Source organism: Haloarcula sp. Atlit-47R (genome assembly GCF_003665985.1).
Lineage (GTDB): Archaea > Halobacteriota > Halobacteria > Halobacteriales > Haloarculaceae > Haloarcula > Haloarcula taiwanensis.
On the sequence record NZ_QPLQ01000003.1, the window covers coordinates 449391 to 466736 of the forward strand.

Annotated in this window: 18 protein-coding genes; 11 read left to right on the top strand and 7 right to left on the bottom strand. The window is 61.9% G+C overall.

Annotation, left to right across the window (positions count from 1 at the left end; all coding sequences use genetic code 11):
* Nucleotide 1: 1 nt before the first annotated feature.
* Nucleotides 2-442: a DUF302 domain-containing protein gene (locus DVK00_RS14360; protein ID WP_101351581.1), complete on the bottom strand. Its 441-nt coding sequence runs from the start codon at nt 440-442 to the stop codon at nt 2-4.
* A gap of 575 nt (nt 443-1017) precedes the next feature.
* Between DVK00_RS14360 and DVK00_RS14365 the strand changes: the two genes are divergently transcribed.
* The 4 genes from DVK00_RS14365 to DVK00_RS14380 all read left to right on the top strand — a co-directional run bounded on the left by DVK00_RS14365 (nt 1018) and on the right by DVK00_RS14380 (nt 4152).
* Nucleotides 1018-1422, top strand: coding sequence for a helix-turn-helix domain-containing protein (locus tag DVK00_RS14365; protein WP_101351582.1), 405 nt, complete (start codon nt 1018-1020; stop codon nt 1420-1422).
* A gap of 153 nt (nt 1423-1575) precedes the next feature.
* Nucleotides 1576-1935 (top strand): thioredoxin, encoded by a 360-nt coding sequence (gene trxA, locus DVK00_RS14370; RefSeq protein WP_121537217.1) that lies wholly within the window; start codon nt 1576-1578, stop codon nt 1933-1935.
* 249 nt (nt 1936-2184) lie between these two features.
* The gene (locus DVK00_RS14375) at nt 2185-2541 is read left to right on the top strand and encodes a DsrE family protein (protein WP_101351584.1); all 357 of its coding nucleotides are present in this window, start codon (nt 2185-2187) and stop codon (nt 2539-2541) included.
* 189 nt (nt 2542-2730) lie between these two features.
* Nucleotides 2731-4152 carry an FAD-dependent oxidoreductase gene (locus DVK00_RS14380; RefSeq protein WP_121577910.1) on the top strand — a complete coding sequence of 474 codons (1422 nt, stop codon included), beginning with the start codon at nt 2731-2733 and terminating at the stop codon, nt 4150-4152.
* Nucleotides 4153-4170: 18 nt separating this feature from the next.
* On the opposite strand, the gene DVK00_RS14385 is transcribed toward DVK00_RS14380, so the two are convergent.
* From DVK00_RS14385 to DVK00_RS14395, 3 genes are all read right to left on the bottom strand, one after another.
* Nucleotides 4171-6756 carry a calcium-translocating P-type ATPase, PMCA-type gene (locus tag DVK00_RS14385; RefSeq protein ID WP_121577911.1) on the bottom strand — a complete coding sequence of 862 codons (2586 nt, stop codon included), beginning with the start codon at nt 6754-6756 and terminating at the stop codon, nt 4171-4173.
* Nucleotides 6757-6905: 149 nt separating this feature from the next.
* Nucleotides 6906-7340: a pyridoxamine 5'-phosphate oxidase family protein gene (locus tag DVK00_RS14390; RefSeq protein WP_101351587.1), complete on the bottom strand. Its 435-nt coding sequence runs from the start codon at nt 7338-7340 to the stop codon at nt 6906-6908.
* A gap of 127 nt (nt 7341-7467) precedes the next feature.
* Entirely contained in the window at nt 7468-8370 is a 903-nt protein-coding gene (locus DVK00_RS14395) for a universal stress protein (RefSeq protein WP_101351588.1), read from the bottom strand.
* Nucleotides 8371-8650: 280 nt separating this feature from the next.
* Between DVK00_RS14395 and DVK00_RS14400 the strand changes: the two genes are divergently transcribed.
* The 5 genes from DVK00_RS14400 (at nt 8651) to DVK00_RS14420 (ending at nt 11192) form a co-directional block, all read left to right on the top strand.
* On the top strand, nt 8651-9130 hold the full coding sequence (locus DVK00_RS14400) for a pyridoxamine 5'-phosphate oxidase family protein (protein ID WP_101351589.1): 480 nt from the start codon (nt 8651-8653) through the stop codon (nt 9128-9130).
* Between the two features lie 158 nt (nt 9131-9288).
* The gene (locus DVK00_RS14405) at nt 9289-9513 is read left to right on the top strand and encodes a universal stress protein (protein ID WP_232794593.1); all 225 of its coding nucleotides are present in this window, start codon (nt 9289-9291) and stop codon (nt 9511-9513) included.
* 135 nt (nt 9514-9648) lie between these two features.
* Nucleotides 9649-9969 carry a hypothetical protein gene (locus tag DVK00_RS14410; RefSeq protein ID WP_101351590.1) on the top strand — a complete coding sequence of 107 codons (321 nt, stop codon included), beginning with the start codon at nt 9649-9651 and terminating at the stop codon, nt 9967-9969.
* A 58-nt stretch (nt 9970-10027) separates the two neighbouring features.
* Nucleotides 10028-10594, top strand: a complete 567-nt coding sequence (locus tag DVK00_RS14415; protein ID WP_101351591.1) for a nitrous oxide reductase accessory protein NosL — start codon at nt 10028-10030, stop codon at nt 10592-10594.
* Between the two features lie 70 nt (nt 10595-10664).
* On the top strand, nt 10665-11192 hold the full coding sequence (locus DVK00_RS14420) for a helix-turn-helix domain-containing protein (protein WP_121513154.1): 528 nt from the start codon (nt 10665-10667) through the stop codon (nt 11190-11192).
* A 2-nt stretch (nt 11193-11194) separates the two neighbouring features.
* On the opposite strand, the gene DVK00_RS14425 is transcribed toward DVK00_RS14420, so the two are convergent.
* The 3 genes from DVK00_RS14425 to DVK00_RS14435 are packed head-to-tail and all read right to left on the bottom strand — an operon-like array spanning nt 11195 to nt 14639.
* On the bottom strand, nt 11195-12007 hold the full coding sequence (locus DVK00_RS14425; RefSeq protein ID WP_101351593.1) for an ABC transporter permease: 813 nt from the start codon (nt 12005-12007) through the stop codon (nt 11195-11197).
* Nucleotides 12004-12729: an ABC transporter ATP-binding protein gene (locus DVK00_RS14430; RefSeq protein ID WP_101351594.1), complete on the bottom strand. Its 726-nt coding sequence runs from the start codon at nt 12727-12729 to the stop codon at nt 12004-12006. The genes DVK00_RS14425 and DVK00_RS14430 overlap by 4 nt, the downstream gene beginning before the upstream one ends.
* Nucleotides 12726-14639: a NosD domain-containing protein gene (locus DVK00_RS14435; RefSeq protein WP_121577912.1), complete on the bottom strand. Its 1914-nt coding sequence runs from the start codon at nt 14637-14639 to the stop codon at nt 12726-12728. Before DVK00_RS14435 ends, DVK00_RS14430 begins: the two co-directional genes overlap by 4 nt.
* A 201-nt stretch (nt 14640-14840) precedes the next feature.
* Here DVK00_RS14435 and fdhF point away from each other — a divergent pair, with 201 nt between their 5' ends.
* Nucleotides 14841-16892 carry a formate dehydrogenase subunit alpha gene (gene fdhF, locus DVK00_RS14440; protein WP_121577913.1) on the top strand — a complete coding sequence of 684 codons (2052 nt, stop codon included), beginning with the start codon at nt 14841-14843 and terminating at the stop codon, nt 16890-16892.
* A gap of 155 nt (nt 16893-17047) precedes the next feature.
* Nucleotides 17048-17326 carry a hypothetical protein gene (locus tag DVK00_RS14445; protein WP_101351597.1) on the top strand — a complete coding sequence of 93 codons (279 nt, stop codon included), beginning with the start codon at nt 17048-17050 and terminating at the stop codon, nt 17324-17326.
* Nucleotides 17327-17346: the final 20 nt, after the last annotated feature.

Consider the following 17346-nt stretch of genomic DNA (forward strand, 5'->3'; position numbering starts at 1 on the left):
GTTAGAGGTTCTGGAACGCCTCGTCAACGATTTCGCCGGTGTCAGCCACGATGTCTGCCATCTCCTCGTTGTGGGGGGCCATTCCAACGAGGCGAGCAATACGCATAATCGAAACGTGATAGACGCGCTGTTGTTCGGGTTCTTCCTCCCAGATGACGACGTTGCAGGCCATGAGTGCGCCGAGTTTGTTGTCCGTCGCGTCGAGAGCACGGTCAGCGACCTCGGGATTGCAGGCACCCAGCACGTAGTATGGGTCACGGTCCGCGTCAATCTTCTCGTTGAGCATCTCAGACGGCGAGAATTCGACGGGGACCCCGAATCCAGCGTCGGTAAACACGTCCCGGACGTGTTCGATAGCGTCCTCGTGGCTCATTTCGAGCGTCGCCTGTTGTTCACCGATGTCTTCAGGGTCGATCTGACTCGGGTCGATTGGGAGCGTCATTCGTGTATTGTATTGTGGCTACAGAACAAAATCTCTTCGGGTGCACGTCAGCGGCGTGAGCCGTTCTCGCAGATCTTGAATCAGACGAATCGGTCGCTACATATTGAGGGTGTGACTGTCATCTGTGGGCTGAATATAGGTATCGTCCAGCCACTCAGGAGTGATGTAGATGTAGAGTGGCACGGAAACTGCGCCGTGAGCGAGTGCTACCGAGCTACCGCGCTGGGTCTGTCCTTGGAATCCCGCGCCAACGCTCTCAGGAAGAACCGGTCGTGTGAAAAGTGGGCAGCAATACCACAAATACAGTGGTATCAAAGGTTCAGCCACGGGTACGACTCAATCGTTCTCCGCCACAAAGACGACATGAGCGGTTGAGTAAGCAGCACCGGGTGTGTCGAGGCCGGGGAGTGAAACTGGCACGACACCGCGACGGGGAAGACTGCCTTGACGGTAAAAGTCGTGTCACTTGTATGACTGTGCTCCCACCCACTCGTTAGCTAGCAGCTTTTGCGTGCATTTGTGCGAACTGTACACAAGTCTTTTAACCGCGTAGCGGCTACGAAGACGTGATAACAATGCCAGATTCGATGTCTGAACAACTCCGACAGGACATGCAGTGCGAGGGGCTATTGGAATGTTTCCACGGCCTCAAGGAACTCGATAAAGAGTGCTTTCGAGCGCTCGTCGAGGCTGACGAACCGCTGACCGTCGACGAGCTCGCCGAAGCAGTCGACCGAGAGCGCTCGACCGCGTATCGCGCCGTCCAGCGGCTCCTCCAGACGGGCTTCATCGAGAAAGACCAGATCAACTACGATCAAGGCGGCTACTACCACGTCTACTCGCCGACAGACCCGTCACAGATCGCAGACGAGATGCAGCGGATGCTCAACGACTGGTACGCAAAGATGGGGCAACTGATTCAGGAGTTCGAAAACAAGTACGAACAGGCTGAGTCCACGGCCCCTACTGTCGAAAGCTAACGACGCCCCTCTATCGTACCCTGGCTCCCGCGCCGCGTCGATTTGTACCTGTGGCGACGTATATTTTTACGGTGTCTGTCCGGCATTCAATAATTCATAGTATTGTGCTTTCTGTGCAAACACTTATTTATCGCAAACGCCTATGATATATCGATGACAACCGATACTCCGTCCGACACCGAGATGGCCGCGACGAACGAACCGCTTCACATTGACGGAGCGGACCAACTCAACGATGTCATCGGCAAGCACAATGTCGTCCTCGTGGATTTTTATGCCGACTGGTGCGGCCCGTGCCAGATGCTCGAACCGGTAGTCAAGACGCTAGCCGCGGAAACCGATGCGACCGTAGCCAAGGTTGATGTCGACGCCAACCAGCAACTCGCTCAGTCGTATGGTGTCCGGGGCGTCCCAACACTCATCCTGTTCGCCGACGGTGAGCAGGTCGAAGAGATCGTCGGCGTCAAAGGCGAAGCTGACCTCCGAGCGCTTATCGAGTCCTACACTGAATAGAATCGCATTTCTACACCGTCGAATAAGGAAAGTATCGCGACGACTGAGTCGAGCACGTGAGGCCGACCACCGTCGACGACGAGTCTGAGAAGCCGAGTCGCCCGCCATCCGCCAGCACGCGGTTGCCCTCTGTGGGCTCAGCTCACTCACTGTCCGACTGATCTTGGTTTATAAATACTTGGTGCGAGTTCAACCCCGGTGCACGCACCCACTCGTAATATATTGTCGGGTCCGCTATTACGCCACGTAATGACAAAAGCAGCCATCATCATCCTCGCAGGGACGGAGGGACACGAAAACCTCGGCCGGCTCGCAAACGGCCTCGAAGCCGCAGCGGAGTTCGCACAGAACGATGAAGACGACCTCGAACTCATCTTCGACGGGGCCGGAACACAGTGGATCCCGGAACTCGAAGACGAGGACAGCGACTACCACGAACTGTATCAGAGTCTCAAGGATGACGTTGCAGTCTGTGACTACTGTTCCGGCGCGTTCGGCGTCGAAGACGCCGTCGACGACGCCGGGCTTGTCACGCTGGACGACCACGACGGCCACCCGAGCATCCGCTCACTCGTCGACGACGACTACGAGGTCATCACCTTCTAATTCCGACAGCAGAGGTCCAATCGCGCTGTATCGACCCACAGCGCGGCTGAATCGAAGGCCGTCCGTGTCTTTCACGGGAACCACCGGACAGCCAATTCGAATCCGCTCCGGACACAAGTATTCACAGTGGTCTCTGCAGTTACCCATTTCTCACTCAACACTAAGTACTGCAGCGACGCAACGGACTGTATGACAGACCCGTTCGTAGTCATCGGTGGCGACGCAGCCGGGCTAAGCGCCGCGAGCAAGTTCGCCCGTGAGGCACCGGACCGTGGCGTGATTGTCTTCGAGAAGGGTGAGTGGGTGTCCTACGCCCACTGCGGGACGCCGTACTACGTGAAGGGAACTGTCGAGCGGCTGACTGACCTCCTCTCGCTGTCGCCCGAGCAGGCGGCCGAACGAGGTATCGACCTTCGCCGGAACCACGAGGTCGTCAGCGTCGATACCGATGCCGAGACGGTCACCGTCGCGCACGACGGCGAGACGTTCGACCAGCCATACGGCGACCTGCTCGTCGCGACAGGTGCACACGCCGTGACTGGACCGATCGCAGGGGCGGACCTCGACGGCGCGTTCACGATGCACGGGCTGGACTCGGCCGCCGCAGTCCGCGCCGCGCTGTCCGGACCTGACGACGACGCCGTCGACACGAGTATCGAATACGTCGATACGGCGCTCGTCAAAAAGTATACCGACTGGGAGCCACCCGAGCGCGTCGCCATCGTCGGCGGCGGCTACGTCGGCGTGGAGATGGCCGAGGCGTTCCGCGCCCACGACGTGGAGACGCACCTCTTCCAGCGGTCGGGCCACCTCCTGCCGCCGTTCGGGGAAGCAGTGGGCGAGCGCGTTGCCGACCACCTCCGGGAGCAGGGCGTGACGCTGCATCTGAACACCGCTGTAGACGAACTCGTCGGCGACGAAAACGGGCGTGTTGCGTCAGTCGCTTACGACAGCGGCACCACCGATATGGGCCTCGCACTGGTCGGTATCGGCATCCGGCCGAACATCGCACTCGTCACAGACACACCGGTTGAACTGGGTGGTTCCGGGGCGATAGCGGTCGATGAGTACGGGGCGACGAACGTCGATGGCGTCTACGCCGCCGGGGACTGCGCCGAGGACCGCCACGCCGTGACCGATGCGCCCGACTGGGTTCCGCTCGGACTGACTGCGAACCGGGCCGGTCGCGCAATCGGGCAGACCGTCGCTGGTGACCCCTCCCTCGTCGGCGATATCGCCGGGACAGCCGTCGTGAAGGCGTTCGACCTCGAATGCGGGCGCGTCGGCCTCCTCGACCACGAAGAGGCCAGCGCTGCCGGGTTCGACCCGGTATCGAAAACAGTCACCGCCGGCTCCCGGTCAGGGTACTACCCCGGCGGCGACGACACCGACGTGACATTGGTCGCAGACCGGAAGAGCGGTCGCCTGCTGGGCGGTGCAATCGTCGGCGAAGACCGTGCGGCGATACGTATCGACACGCTCGCGACGGCCATCGAGGCTGATATGACTGTCGACGAACTGGAACGACTTGACCTGGCGTACGCGCCGCCGTTCAGCCCCGTCTGGGACCCGGTGCTGGTCGCCGCGAAGGTGCTCAACGGACACCTCTAGGGGCCACGGCTCAGAGCGTTACAGACGCTTCACGCCGCTGGCGACAGCGAGGTACAGCGGCAAGGCGAGCAAGAGAGCCCCACCGATCAACCCCCAGTCGGCGAAGCCGAGCGGGACCGTCCCGAAGTAGGTGTTGAGAGGAGTGTACAGGACGGCGAGCTGCAGGAGTACCGACCCACAAACGGCGGAGGCCAGCCACCGGTTCGACAGTTGCGGTGTCTCCCGGAGCCAGCGAATCACGTGCAGTTTCTCGAATTCGAGGAAGACGAACCCGGTGAACACCATCGTCATCGCGTAAGGCGTGACTGCGGGTGCGCCTGCAAGCGTGACCAGTAGCAGCCCGAGCATTACGGCTGTCGAAATGACTCCTGTGCCCCCGATGAGTGCGAGCATCTCGCGGTCGATGATGCCCCGGTCCGGGTCTCTGGGCGGCCGCTGCATCACGTCATCGCTCTTCGGGTCGGCCCCGAGCGCGAGCGCTGGCAGTCCGTCAGTCAGGAGATTAATCCACAGCAACTGCACCGCCGGCAAGACGAGGTAGCCAAAGAGCGAGGCGAGAAAGACGATAGCCACTTCTGCCACATTGGCACTCAGCAGGTACCCGACGAACTTCCAGACGTTGTCGAAGATCGCCCGTCCGCGCTCGATTGCCCGCTCGATTGTCGCGTAGTTATCGTCCAGCAGGATAACATCGCTGGCCTGTTTGGCCACGTCAGTTCCGCGGACGCCCATTGCGACGCCGATATCGGCGTTTTTCAGCGCCGGTGCGTCGTTGACCCCGTCGCCAGTCATTGCGACGGTGTGACCGTTCGCCTGTAACGCTTGCAGAATCCGTACTTTGTGCTCCGGAGACGTGCGTGCGAACACGTCCACAGACTCGACACGCTCACGGAGCGCTGCCTCGGAGCAATCCTCGACGTCGCGGCCGTCCATCACGCGCTCGCCGATCCCGAGTTTGCCGGCGATGGCCGCGGCGGTCCGGACGTTGTCCCCGGTCACCATCTTCACGCCGACGCCGGCACGCTCAGTCGCCGCAATCGCGTCGGCGACCTCTCCACGGGCCGGGTCGATCATGCCGATCAGCCCGGCGAAGATCAGGTCGTCGCTGATATCGTCGGCCCGCCCGGTTGTGTCATCGCGTTCGACCACGTCGGCGTCCGCTGAGTACGCCACGGCGAGCACCCTGAGCGCGTCGTCAGCGAACGCTCTGACTTGCCCCCTGATCTGCTCGGCGCTGTCGGCCGTTAGGTCCGCCGGTCCAGTGTCGGTGAGGACACGGGCGCACTTCGAGAGGATGACTTCGGGTGCGCCTTTGACGTAGACCGTGTCATCGTGCACAGTGCCCATCCACTTGCGCTCCGAGGAGAACGGTATCTCGTCTGTTCTCGGGTTCGCTTCACGGAGACGTTCGACGTTGATGCCGGACTCATCAGCCGCCATGACGATGGCCTGCTCCGTCGGGTCGCCCTCCTCAAGAGTCGCATCGCTACACAGTGTCCCTGCACGCAGCACTTTGGCAACGCGGTCCGGCAAGGATTCCCCGTCTATCTCGTCAGTGTCGACAACGGCGTTGTTGACCCAGATCCGACTAACTGACATCCGTCCCTCAGTCAGCGTTCCGGTCTTGTCCGTACAGATGACATCGACGGAGCCCAGCGCCTCGACGGCGGGCAAGCGCCGCACGAGCGCGTTCTCGTCGGCCATTTTCCGGACACCGAGGGCCAGCGTTAGCGTCACCACCGCTGGAAGGCCTTCCGGAACCGCAGCCACCGCGAGCGATATCGCGGTGAGTGCCGCCTGCACCAGTTCAGTCCCCTGGAGAACGAGAAGTGGAACCACGAGCGCAGCAAGGGCTATCACACCGATACCGAGTGTCCGCCCGAGTGCGTCGAGTTCAGTCTGGAGTGGTGTGTCGGTTTCCTCCGTGCCCGCGAGCTTGCGGGCGATGGACCCGACCTCAGTGTTCATCCCGGTTGTCGTGATGACGGCGACAGCCGAACCTCGCGTGACGTTCGTCCCCTTGTACACCATCGGTTCGCGCTCCGCAAGCGGTGTATCGGTTCCGACCGGCTCAGTTCCCTTCGCGACCGGCGTGCTCTCACCAGTGAGCGCTGCTTCGTCTACTTCCAAGGACTGACAGTCAATCAGCCGACCGTCGGCTGGAACGACGTCACCGCTCTCCAGTTCGATAACGTCACCCGGGACGAGTTCGGTCGCGTCGACCTCGACAGATTTGCCGTCGCGCCTGACTGTCGCGGTTGGAGCGGTCAGTTCTCGCAAGGATTCGAGCGTTCCCTCTGCACGGTAGTCCTGGACGAAGCCGAACAGACCGTTCCCGACTACAATCACGGCTATCAGGACTGCGTCGACAGCGTGTCCCGCCCACACGGACAGTATCGCGGCCGCAACGAGAACCCAGATAAGGCCGCTATCGAACTGTGCAACAGCGATATCGAGTGGTGTCCGTTTGCTGCCCTGCGTGATTTCGTTCTCGCCGTGTCTGTCGCGCCGAGAGCGGGCTTCCGACGCCGATAGCCCGGCAGACTCGCTGTCGAGTCCGGAAAGAACGTCGGCAGTCGGTTGCGTGTGGGCAGCTTCGGACATGGACGGCAGATCTACCGCTGTGTTGATATGAGTTTACCTCCGTAGTACGGCAGTGCTTCTTTGAGACGCTGGTTTCGACGGGGAATGGACGCATCAATTGTATGATATCCATACTCGCACTCGCCGGTACTGCTGAGAGCCGTCTCGTGTTAGAGTTCGGTTCGTCCCGTCAGGTCATCCGGCACGAGGCGGTAAAATTCGAATGTCACCTCGCGGAGCGGGCGTTCGAAGATGTCGACCAGCGGAATGTCGACGTGTTCGAGTCCCGCTAGCGTGTCCGTCTCAATTCCCTCCCGTTCGACATCTTCAAGTCGACCGCTGGCGGCCACACTCTGCCACCCAGTCTCTGTCTCGCGATAGGTCACGAACGTCGCCGAGCGGTCGCTGAGTTCGCCCTTCGACTTCTCAGCGCCGACAGCCAGCCGGAAATAGAAGGTAGTAGTCGGCGCGTCGTACCCGTATGATACCGGAACCGAGTGTGGCGGTGCGTCGCCGGCAGCCAGCGAGAGGACGCCCGTCCCCCCGTTGCCCAGAAGCGCGTCCCGTTCCTCGTCCGTCATCGTAATCGGGTTGTCCGCGGACATAGTTACTGTCACAACAGGAACAGCAATAAGTGCACGGTCGAGCCGCATCTGACTGCTGGCTCGCTGGGGACATGGCCGACGCCGTCCGCAGTCAGACGCTGGCAGACAGAAACGCGTGACGCTGTTTTCAGGCTTTGTCGCCATGCTGGTCTCGGGCATTGACTGCCAGCACAGGCATGTCAGCGTGTCTGATGACCCGTTCTGTCGTGCTTCCCATGAGGAACCGATTGAGCCCAGTCCGGCCGGCCGTCCCCATCGCAATCAGATCGACATCGTTCTCCTCAGCGTAATCGAGAATATCTGCCGCCGGGAATCCATCGACGACCTGCGTGACAGCGTCCACGCCGGACTCGCGTGCTTGCGCTGCAATCCGCTCGGTCACCTTCTTACCTTGTGATTCCAGAGTATCGATCAAGTCTTTCGGCAGCGTGTATTCCGAACCGGTCGCCACGTCGCCGAGGTTGACGACGTTCAGAACGTGAACGCGAGAATCGAACTGCGCTGCAATCTCGCATGCCGGTTCGACAGCAGCCGTTGCAGACGTGCTTCCGTCCGTCGGGATGAGAATGTCGTCGTAGGAGTCGGTCTCGCGACTCTGTTCGGTTGCGCGGACGGTAAAAACGGGGACATCAGCCTGCCGGACGACGCTCTCTGTCACGCTTCCGGCGAGATATCGCCCGACACCGGTACGACCGTGCGTTCCCATCGCAATCAGGTCGATATCGTGGTCGTCGCGGTATGCGCAAATCTCGTCGACAGGATTGCCCGTGCGGATAGTCGTCTGTATCGCTCCAGCGGCGTCCACCGCGTCTGTGATGGCCGTGACTGCTGCGTCGGCGTCGGCCCTCATGCGGTCGCGTGTCTCGTCGTCGAGTTCACCACTGCTGAATGGTCCGCCCGCCGTTCGCGTATCGATGACAGCCATGACGTGCAGAGTCCCGCTGAACGCACGCGCAAGCGCTGCCCCGTGTTCAGCGGCCCGGGTTGCGTGCTCGCTGCCGTCGGTCGGAACCAGGATTGAATCGAACATTGCTGCGTTTACAGCTCGTTGCTGTCAGTCAATAAACTGCAGTCGTGGTTCTCACGTTATTAGAAATCCGGTAGGTGGGTGTGGCACCCAACTGTTTTACCGGGATTATCACGAGTTCTCGGCGGGATGTGTCCCGGGAATATAACGAGTACCGGGTCCGTTCGGAGATGGCGCAGTATCTGTGCCACACAGCAGGCGGCCTCTCCCTGAGGAGCGCGCTCTACTTTTTTTACCGTGGGGTCACATTCAGGATACGTAACTGGATGATCAGACGCGAGCTATGACAATCGATGAATTAGAGGCGTACGGACTTGAGCGGATGGACGACGAGGAGATACAGGAGTTCCTCGCCACACACTCAACCGGCGTCCTCGGGCTTCCGACAACAGATGTTCCGTATCTGCTGCCGCTCTCGTACGGCTTCGACGATGGGGCGTGTCTCTATTTCACGTACCTGCTGGGCGAGTCAAGTCAGAAAGCGGACCTAACTGAGCGGGCCGGCCGCGGCCGGTTTCTCGTTTACGAGATTGACACCGCGTTTGAGTGGCAGAGCGTGATGCTTGCCGGGGATATCAACAGTGTCCCAGAAGACGAGTGGGCAGAGATTACGGCGATGACACAAAACGCCTGGCGACCCAACACGCTCCAGACGGCCACCACGTCCGGCGGAGTCGCGCTTTACGAATTCGAGATAACGGATCTCACCGGAATCAAGCAGACCGGACTGGCTCCCGACTTTCGGGAGAACATCGAACCGTGACTGTCGGTTGCTCGTGGTACAACCGGACGACATTACTGAAATGACGATACTCCTGCGCCAGTAGAAGCTGGCAGATTCCGCTGTTGGCGGGCGCTACGTGTAATAAGGTGCAACTAAGTGAGGATTGTAAGTAGATTGAAATAGGATGGGAGCCTGCGCTGGCAGAAGTCGCCGAGAGAGGCGACGCCGTTGACGTCGAGGTCACCACTCGATGCTGTCACGGGAACCCGTACCTGGAAATTATCAGCTATACAGACGAGGTCGACGCCGATCTGGTCGTGCTCGGCTACCACGGCCATTCTCACAGCAAAGGCAACCAGATCGGCAGTGTGACAGACCGGGTTGTCCAGAACGCGGGGCGGCCAGTGCTGGTGGCTACCTGAGAGGGCGACAGATCCGTTCGAGCAGGGGTTCGCCGGTGGAGGTGTGTCTGAGTACATCCGTCTGTGATTCAGCGGCGGCAGCGACGGCGACCGAAACCGATTCCAGTGCTACTGTTCGAAACAGACTATTGAGAGATGCTCCAACCGACGGCTGACTGGATCGGTCCCGGTCAATCCGCAGTGTTGATCGCCGTACTAGGCCTCGCTACACTCGGAACGGTGGCGCTGTTTGTCGTCGCAGCGGTCAGTACACGCCGGCGCCGGTCACGCCCGTACGTGCTGTTGACCGTCGCTATCGGGTTACTGGTCGTGCGGTCCGTGGTCGGTATCGGGACCGTTCTCGGTGTCGTCCCGATGGTCGTACACCACCTCACTGAGCACGGGTTCGACTTCCTGATCGCGCTGCTGGTACTGAGTGCGATCTATTCGGTCGCACCGCCGAGCGTCCCCGACTGACCGGCGTTTCGACGGTCGCACCATGAACCATTTGATGTCGTTCAGTGTACTACCTCGTATGTCCAAACACACAACAGGGTTCACACGGCGATGCTTCTTGGCCGGGGCTGGGACTGTGGCCGTCGTCTCGCTTTCGGGGTGTCTGGGAACCAGTGAGGAGATGGACCCGGTCAGCATCGAAAGCGGCCAGAACTGTGACCAGTGTGGAATGGTTATCGACCAGCACCCGGGGCCAGCCGGCCAAACGTACTATCAGAACAATTCGCCCGAGGGCCACGACCCGCCGGCACGGTTCTGCAGTACGACCTGCACGTATCGCCACCGATTCGCCAAAGAACAATCGGGGTGGACGCCCGCGGAAACGTTCCTCACCGACTACAGTACACGCGACTACGAGACCCAGACCGACGGGGGCAAGACAATTATCTCTCGCCATCTGGGGCGAGAAGCCTTCGCTTCGACGGAACGCCTCACTGTCGTCGCGAACTCCGAGGTAGAGGGTGCGATGGGGACCGCTATCGTTCCGTTTAGCGACAGCGGGGACGCCGAGTCGTTTGCCGAAGAACACGGCGGTCAGACGCTCCCCGCAGAGGAGATATCGCGGGAACTAGTCGGCGGAATGTAGGCGAGTTCCCACGCGGTGAGAACGTTCGATACCCTGTTGTTTCGGTGGATAGAACGCTGTCTTGAAGACAATGTCCACGGTTACTGAGCAAGTGCGTTCCCACGTCGAGTCCAAACCGGGAGTTCATTTCAACGCGCTTGCAGCAGATCTCGATATCGCGACTGGCCAGGCACAGTATCACCTGCGGAAACTGCGCCGTGCCGGCGATATCGTCGCCGAAGAGATTCAGGGTAAAACGCACTATTACAGCCGGGAGTACGACCCCTGGGAGCGGCGTGTACTCGCCTTTGCCCGGCGGGAGACTGCGCGGACGATTCTCTTGCATCTTCTGGAAGCGGAGTCCCTGTCAGCAGACGAACTGACCGACCGGCTGGGCGTCGCCCGGAGTACGGTTTCCTGGCACGTTTCGGCACTGGCCGACGCAGAGATACTCGAGAAGTCGTACGGTGACCGGGGTCGTGTCGTCGTGACCCTGACTGACCCGGACGAGACACAGCGGCTGCTTGCGGCGGTTCGTCCGTCGCTTACAGATCGTCTTATCGACCGGTTCACGCGGCTGGTCGACGAAGGGCTCGCGGCCGCGGCAGACGACGGCTGAACTCAGGCCGCATCCGTCGCGAGCATCGCCCCCACAAACGTGAGTCCCCACCAGAACAGCAACGAAAGGGAGGCGACCCACGTCGGGACGAACGCCGACCGGCCCGGAACAGCGACGTACAGGACCTGATCGAACACGAGTCCGCGGTAGGCTCCCGCCGGGGTCATGGCGAGCGCGCCGCCGAGGGTGTCCGTGGTAACACCGGTGTCAAGCGCTGCGAATACCGCCAGATCACTTCCGACAGTGAGGACGAGCAGCCCGGCGAGTGCGAGCACAAGCGCCCGGCCCCGGCTGCCGGCGAGCGCTGACAGCAGGAACGCGATAGTCAGCGAGGAGAGCGCATACAGGACGGTCAGCGCGATAAACCGGATGAACAGGAACGGTGAGTCGACGCCGCGATGGCTCGCAAACACCGTCGTCTCCGGTCCTGCAGTCGTCGCCACGTTGATGCCCAGCGCCAGCAACGGACCGACGACAATAGTGAGCAACAGCAGGGCGCGGCCCGCGTACACTCCGCCGACGTACGCCCACGTCGACAGCGGATAGGTGTCGAGGATGTCGAGTTCGCCCCGGACGGCGGGGTCAGCAATCGCGCGATAGCCGACGGCAAAGGCAAGCGTCGGCACGAGTACTTCGACGGCGACGAGCGTATCAACGACGGTTGGAACGTAGCCGCCGGCTGGGCCACCGCCGGCGTGGGCGAGGCCGAACAGAACAACCCCCGTGACCACACCGAGGGCGATATATGTGCGTGTCCTGACTGCGCTCCGGACCTCTCGGACGAAGACCGTCCAGAAGCGACCGCCCGCTGTCATGGCTTCTCTCCCCCCGGCGCAGCGATAGTGGTTCTGTCCTGTTCGAGAAGCGCTGTAAACGTCTCGTGGAGCGGCCCGCCGGTCTGTTCCCGCAGAGATGCAACCGACCCGGTTCGGACAAGGCGACCGGACTCGAGCACAACCAGTCGGTCAGCCGTTTCCTCGACGAGTGGCAGTTCGTGCGAGCACAGAACCACGGCGCGACCGGCGTCGGCAATCGATTCGACGATGTCGAATATCAGACGGCTCATCGCCGGGTCGAGCCCGCTCGCTGGCTCGTCGAGCATCACAATCGGCGGGTCGCCGGCCAGTGCCTGCGCGATTCCCAGCAGGCGCGTCATTCCCCCGGAGAGTCCTGAGACGGGGCGGCTGGCCACTTCTTCGAGGCCGACACGTTCAAGCAGTCGGTCCGGATCGTCGTCGACGAGGTCCGCGTAGAATCCGGCCGTCTCCCGGACGCTGAACCCCGGCCGGAAGGTCGGCCGCTGTGGCAGGTAGCCCAGTTGCCGTTCGGCGTCAGGCCCGCTGTACGAGACGGTGCCGCTTGTGGGTCGCTCGACGCCCAGAAGCATGCGCAGGAGCGTCGTTTTCCCGGACCCGTTCGGACCGATGAATCCGGTGACGGCGTTGGACGGGATGTCGAGTGATACTTCTGAGACGGCCGTCACATCACCGTACGATTTCGTGACATCCGACGCCGTGAGGTACGTCTCGCCGGTCATGCTGGGTCCTCCATGGCTGTCTCGTTTCGAAGTCGCCTGACGGTCTCGGGATTCGCAGGGTCCGACAGAGGTGCCCTGTCGACGATGCTTCCCCGGCGAAAGCCGGGTGTGGTGCCGCGAAGCGCTCGGAGACCCCGGACGCTCGGGGCCGACCTGAGGGCGATGGCGGCGTCAGTCTGATGGAGCCGACGGTCGACGGAATCGGTGGGTGAGTAGGACTGGGCCAGCACCGGGCCAGTTCTGCCAGTGAGGTCGTACGCGCCGCTCCAGTAGTTCCCTCTGCCGTCGTGTGTGTACACGCGTAGCGGCCCCGGCCCGGAGACGGCGTGGCGGTCGTTTGCGATGAAATCGTTCTCGGTGACGATGTTCGACGGGACGACTGTCGACGCTCTCACACCGATGTCGTTCCCGTACAGGACGTTGTGCTCGTACAGGGACTGGTCGGCGTTGGTCGACATCGCCTGCGTAGTGTCGACCACCACGTTGTGCGCAATATAGCTCCGGGAGCCGGCTAACATGACGCCACTCCCGGAGTGGCGCACGTCGTTCCCGACGATGGCGTTCGCCACGGGGTTCGTCATGACGACGACACCAGCGTACTCCTGTCCCCGGGCGACGTTGTCGGCAACGAGCGACCGGGAGGTGTACATCAGGTGGACGCCGAAGCGGTTGTCCCGGAAGGTGTTGTTCCGGATGACGGTCCCGTCGGCCCGGTGGAGATACACGCCGTCACGCCCGCCGTTGAACACCGAGTCCTGCACGACAATCGGCCCATGCATCCCGATAACGCCCATAAACCCGTCCTGCCAGTCTGCCGTCCCGTTGACCGTGACGTTCTCGACGACCGAGCCGGATGCCTGTCGCAGAACGACGCCGCTTGCGGGCGTCTCGGCGGTGAGATTCGCGACGTACAGTCCTGAAACGTTGCGACCGGTCACGGCGGCGTCGCTGTTGCCGTAGGCGGTCGTGACGGTCGCGTCCCAGGCGCTGTCGTTGGCCGTCGCTGGGTCGCCGACTGTCCTGTTGCCGACGCCGACGATTTCGAACCCGGTGACGCCGACCCGGTCGGCGGTCACTGTCACGACAGTACCGTTCCCACCACCGTCGAGCGTCGCTCCGGAACCGCGGAGTGTGAGTGGTTTGTCTATCGTCACCTGCTCGTTGTACGTCCCGGTCGGGACAACGACCGTCGTGTTCGGCGGGGCCGCATCGACGGCCGCCTGCACCGTTGGGGCATCGGTTCCGACTTCGACAGAGACAGGTCGGTCTCGACGCTGTCGTGTTGCCTGTACGATTGCGTTCGCATCATTTCGCCGCGGACCGACCTGTTTTCGGACTGCCGCCGCCTGCTGGAGGTCGAACGAGTGTGTCTTGAGGGCCTCCCAGTCGACGATTCGACCGCCACAGCTATCGGTGAACGCTTCGGCGTCGTCCCGGTCGGCGAACGGCACAACTGCCGACCCGGACGGGACCCGCGCCGACCCGTCGACGACGTAGTAGGCCTGATTAGCTTCGACCCAGTCCGGCGGCGTTGCGGTCCGGAGCGAGCCGTCGTCACCGCACCTGACTGGCCGGTCACTGTAGTCAGAAACGTACACCGCAAGTGGATAGCCGAACTGCTGCTCGTGCCCCGGTTCCGTGAGCGCGGTCACAGCCTGATCGATGCCGACGTAGCCGACAACGTAGTGGTACTGTGAGTAGAAGACTTGCGCCCGCGGAACGCTGATGCTCCGATTCCGGGCGATCTGTTCGTCGGCCATCGTGATCCCACGCTGGACAGTGTTATCAAACGGGACTGGTTCAGGACGGGCGCTGGTTGTATCGACGGCAAACGACATCGCAACGATCAGTGTGCCAAGAACTACCGCAAGGAGCGCGACGAGTTGCACAGTCGACAGGGCTAGTCGCATCTGCCGGTACTACGAGTGAGGCCCCATTACAGTATGTGGTGTGGCTCTCGAAACTGGCAGCGCACCCGCACACGGTCACCCACACCAGACCGGAGCACAGTTCTAGGGCGTTCAAGTGGCGTCGTTTTGCTACCCTGATAAAATCGCCTACGTTTTACCGGTCGGCTACTTGTAGCTGCACTCCCATTACTCAGCGTAGAAATGGGCACCGACCAGAACCGAAATCCCCGGGCCGAGCAGACAGTCTGTCCGTACTGCGGCGTCGGCTGTACGATACAGTACGCGGACAACGGAAAGGCGACCGGCACAGCGGGGCCAGTGAACACGAAAGGAGAGATCTGTCCGAAGGGTGGAGCCGCGTACGACGTGGTCGAACACGGGGACCGACTGACCGAGCCACTCGTCCGTGAGAACGGGCAGTTCGCCACTGCGCCCTGGGAAACCGCCATGGCTCGCGTGGCCGACCGGCTCAATGACATCGTCGACCAGCACGGGCCGGACGCCGTCGAGTTCTTCGCGTCCTCGAACTGCACGAACGAGGAAAACTACGTCTTTCAGAAGATTGCGCGGATGCTCGGCACCAACAACGTCGACAACTGCGCTCGCCTCTGTCATTCGTCGACGGTCGCCGCGATGAGCGAGCGGTTCGGTGCCGGAGCGATGACGAACACGCTCGATGACCTCGCGGAAACCGACTGTCTGCTCGTCACCGGCGCGAATCCGGCCGAACAGCACCCCGTCATTTTCCGGTCGTATTTCCTGCCGGCGATTCGGAACGGGGCCACGCTCATCCATATCGACCCGCGCGAGACGGACACGACCGATGCCGCCGACATCCACCTCGATGTTCGCCCCGGATACGATATCGAACTCCTCAATTCGATGGCGAAAGTCGTTCTCGACGAGGACCTCGTCGACGAGTCCTTTGTCGAGGAACGTACAACCGGCTATTCAGACTTGACGGCACATCTCGACAACGTCGACGTCGGATCGGATGCCGACGTAGCCGGCGTCGACCCGGAAACCGTTCGGGAGGCAGCCCGAGCATACGCCGAGGCCGATACAGCGGCAATCGTCACCGGGATGGGAATGAGCCAGCACACGTGCGGGACCGACAACGTCCACGCGCTGTTGAACCTCGCGCTGTTGACCGGCAACGTCGGTCGCCCGGGCACGGGTGTGAACCCCCTCCGTGGCCAGAACAACGTCCAGGGGGCCGGCGACGTTGGCGCGCTTCCCAGCGTGCTCCCCGGCTACGAACCCGTTACGGACCCGGATGCTCGACAGCGTGTCGCCGACGAGTGGGGTGTCGAGCCGCCGAGCGAACCCGGCCTGACGGAGACGACTGCGACACATCAGTTCGGCGACGCGGTCAAGGCTGCGGTGGTGTTCGGCGAGAACCCGGCCGTCACGGAACCGAACGCCAGTTCTGTCAGGGCCGGCTTTGACGACCTCGATTTCTGCGTCGTCATCGACCTCTTCGAGACAGCGACCGTCGACCACGCCGATGTCGTGCTGCCGGGAAGCAGCTGGGCGGAGAAAGCGGGGACCGTGACCAACACGGACCGGCGGGTGATGCGGATGCGGCCGAACGCCGATCTGCCCGGAAACGCCCGCCGGGACCTCGATATCCTCACAGACCTCGGTCATCGGTTGGTCGACCAGCCAGACGCGTTCGACTACGACGGGCCTGAAGCGGTGTTCGAGGAGCTAACGCGGGTCACTCCGCTGTACGCCGGTATGAGTTACGACGGCATCGGTGAGGGCTACCAGCGCTGGCCGTTCCCGGCAGACGCCGATTCCGGAACCGACGTGCTCCACACGGAGACGTTCGCCTCGGGCGAACAAACGGCGCCGCTACGCCCAGTCTCGCCGACACCGCCAGCCGATGCCGTCTCCGGGGACCAGCTCGTGCTCACGACGGGACGCGCGCTCCAGCACTTCAACAGCGGCGCGCTCACTCGCCGGTCGGAGACACTCATGCGAATGCGCGGAGAGGACGTGCTCGAAATCCATCCAGACGACGCTGCCGCTCGCGGTATCGAGGACGGCGATGCTGTCGTCGTGGAGAACGGCCGGGGCAGCGTGACAGTGTCGGCGGCTGTGACGGCGGCCATTCGGCCCGGTGTCGTATTCTGCACGTTCCACTATCTGGACCCGCTCGCAAACGCCCTAACCGGTGACTCACTCGACCCGGTCGCCGAGATTCCCGAGTACAAGCATTCGGCGGTGACGGTGCGGAAGGCAGGGTAGCAGAGCCGGCGGGGGACTGGGCGTACAGGCGGCCGATTCGAACGGCGTGCGAGGCCTGGGCGACGCGCTCCAGTCACCAATAAAACAGTTTCTACGGTTCTCACTGCAGTGGATTAGTCGCAATAGTAATTCCTGTCGGACGCGTAGATGAATGTATGTTGGATAGTCGAAAAAGTCGTAAGCTCAGTGCAGCAGTCGTCCTCTTCCAGGGGGTCGTGACTGCGCTCTTCCCGCAGATAAGTGTCAAGTTCATCAAATCCATGATCGGAAAGAACTTCGACAATGCGTCGGAGTTGCAGGTGAAGCCAGCGTATCGCCGGCAGTTGCGCGCAGTCGGCGTTGGTATGGTTGCCGCAGCCGGTACGGATCTCCTGTTGCAGAGCGCTGGAGAGACAGACGACGACCTGCCCGCGGCTGACGGGGACGGCGAATAGCGAAGGCAACAACATCGCCG

Bases quoted from the DNA above. Each gene is read 5' to 3' on its own strand.
- DVK00_RS14360 (WP_101351581.1), bottom strand. From the start codon at position 442: ATGACGCTCCCAATCGACCCGAGTCAGATCGACCCTGAAGACATCGGT.
- DVK00_RS14365 (WP_101351582.1), top strand. From the start codon at position 1,018: ATGCCAGATTCGATGTCTGAACAACTCCGACAGGACATGCAGTGCGAG.
- trxA (WP_121537217.1), top strand. From the start codon at position 1,576: ATGACAACCGATACTCCGTCCGACACCGAGATGGCCGCGACGAACGAA.
- DVK00_RS14375 (WP_101351584.1), top strand. From the start codon at position 2,185: ATGACAAAAGCAGCCATCATCATCCTCGCAGGGACGGAGGGACACGAA.
- DVK00_RS14380 (WP_121577910.1), top strand. From the start codon at position 2,731: ATGACAGACCCGTTCGTAGTCATCGGTGGCGACGCAGCCGGGCTAAGC.
- DVK00_RS14385 (WP_121577911.1), bottom strand. From the start codon at position 6,756: ATGTCCGAAGCTGCCCACACGCAACCGACTGCCGACGTTCTTTCCGGA.
- DVK00_RS14390 (WP_101351587.1), bottom strand. From the start codon at position 7,340: ATGTCCGCGGACAACCCGATTACGATGACGGACGAGGAACGGGACGCG.
- DVK00_RS14395 (WP_101351588.1), bottom strand. From the start codon at position 8,370: ATGTTCGATTCAATCCTGGTTCCGACCGACGGCAGCGAGCACGCAACC.
- DVK00_RS14400 (WP_101351589.1), top strand. From the start codon at position 8,651: ATGACAATCGATGAATTAGAGGCGTACGGACTTGAGCGGATGGACGAC.
- DVK00_RS14410 (WP_101351590.1), top strand. From the start codon at position 9,649: ATGCTCCAACCGACGGCTGACTGGATCGGTCCCGGTCAATCCGCAGTG.
- DVK00_RS14415 (WP_101351591.1), top strand. From the start codon at position 10,028: ATGTCCAAACACACAACAGGGTTCACACGGCGATGCTTCTTGGCCGGG.
- DVK00_RS14420 (WP_121513154.1), top strand. From the start codon at position 10,665: ATGTCCACGGTTACTGAGCAAGTGCGTTCCCACGTCGAGTCCAAACCG.
- DVK00_RS14425 (WP_101351593.1), bottom strand. From the start codon at position 12,007: ATGACAGCGGGCGGTCGCTTCTGGACGGTCTTCGTCCGAGAGGTCCGG.
- DVK00_RS14430 (WP_101351594.1), bottom strand. From the start codon at position 12,729: ATGACCGGCGAGACGTACCTCACGGCGTCGGATGTCACGAAATCGTAC.
- DVK00_RS14435 (WP_121577912.1), bottom strand. From the start codon at position 14,639: ATGCGACTAGCCCTGTCGACTGTGCAACTCGTCGCGCTCCTTGCGGTA.
- fdhF (WP_121577913.1), top strand. From the start codon at position 14,841: ATGGGCACCGACCAGAACCGAAATCCCCGGGCCGAGCAGACAGTCTGT.
- DVK00_RS14445 (WP_101351597.1), top strand. From the start codon at position 17,048: ATGTTGGATAGTCGAAAAAGTCGTAAGCTCAGTGCAGCAGTCGTCCTC.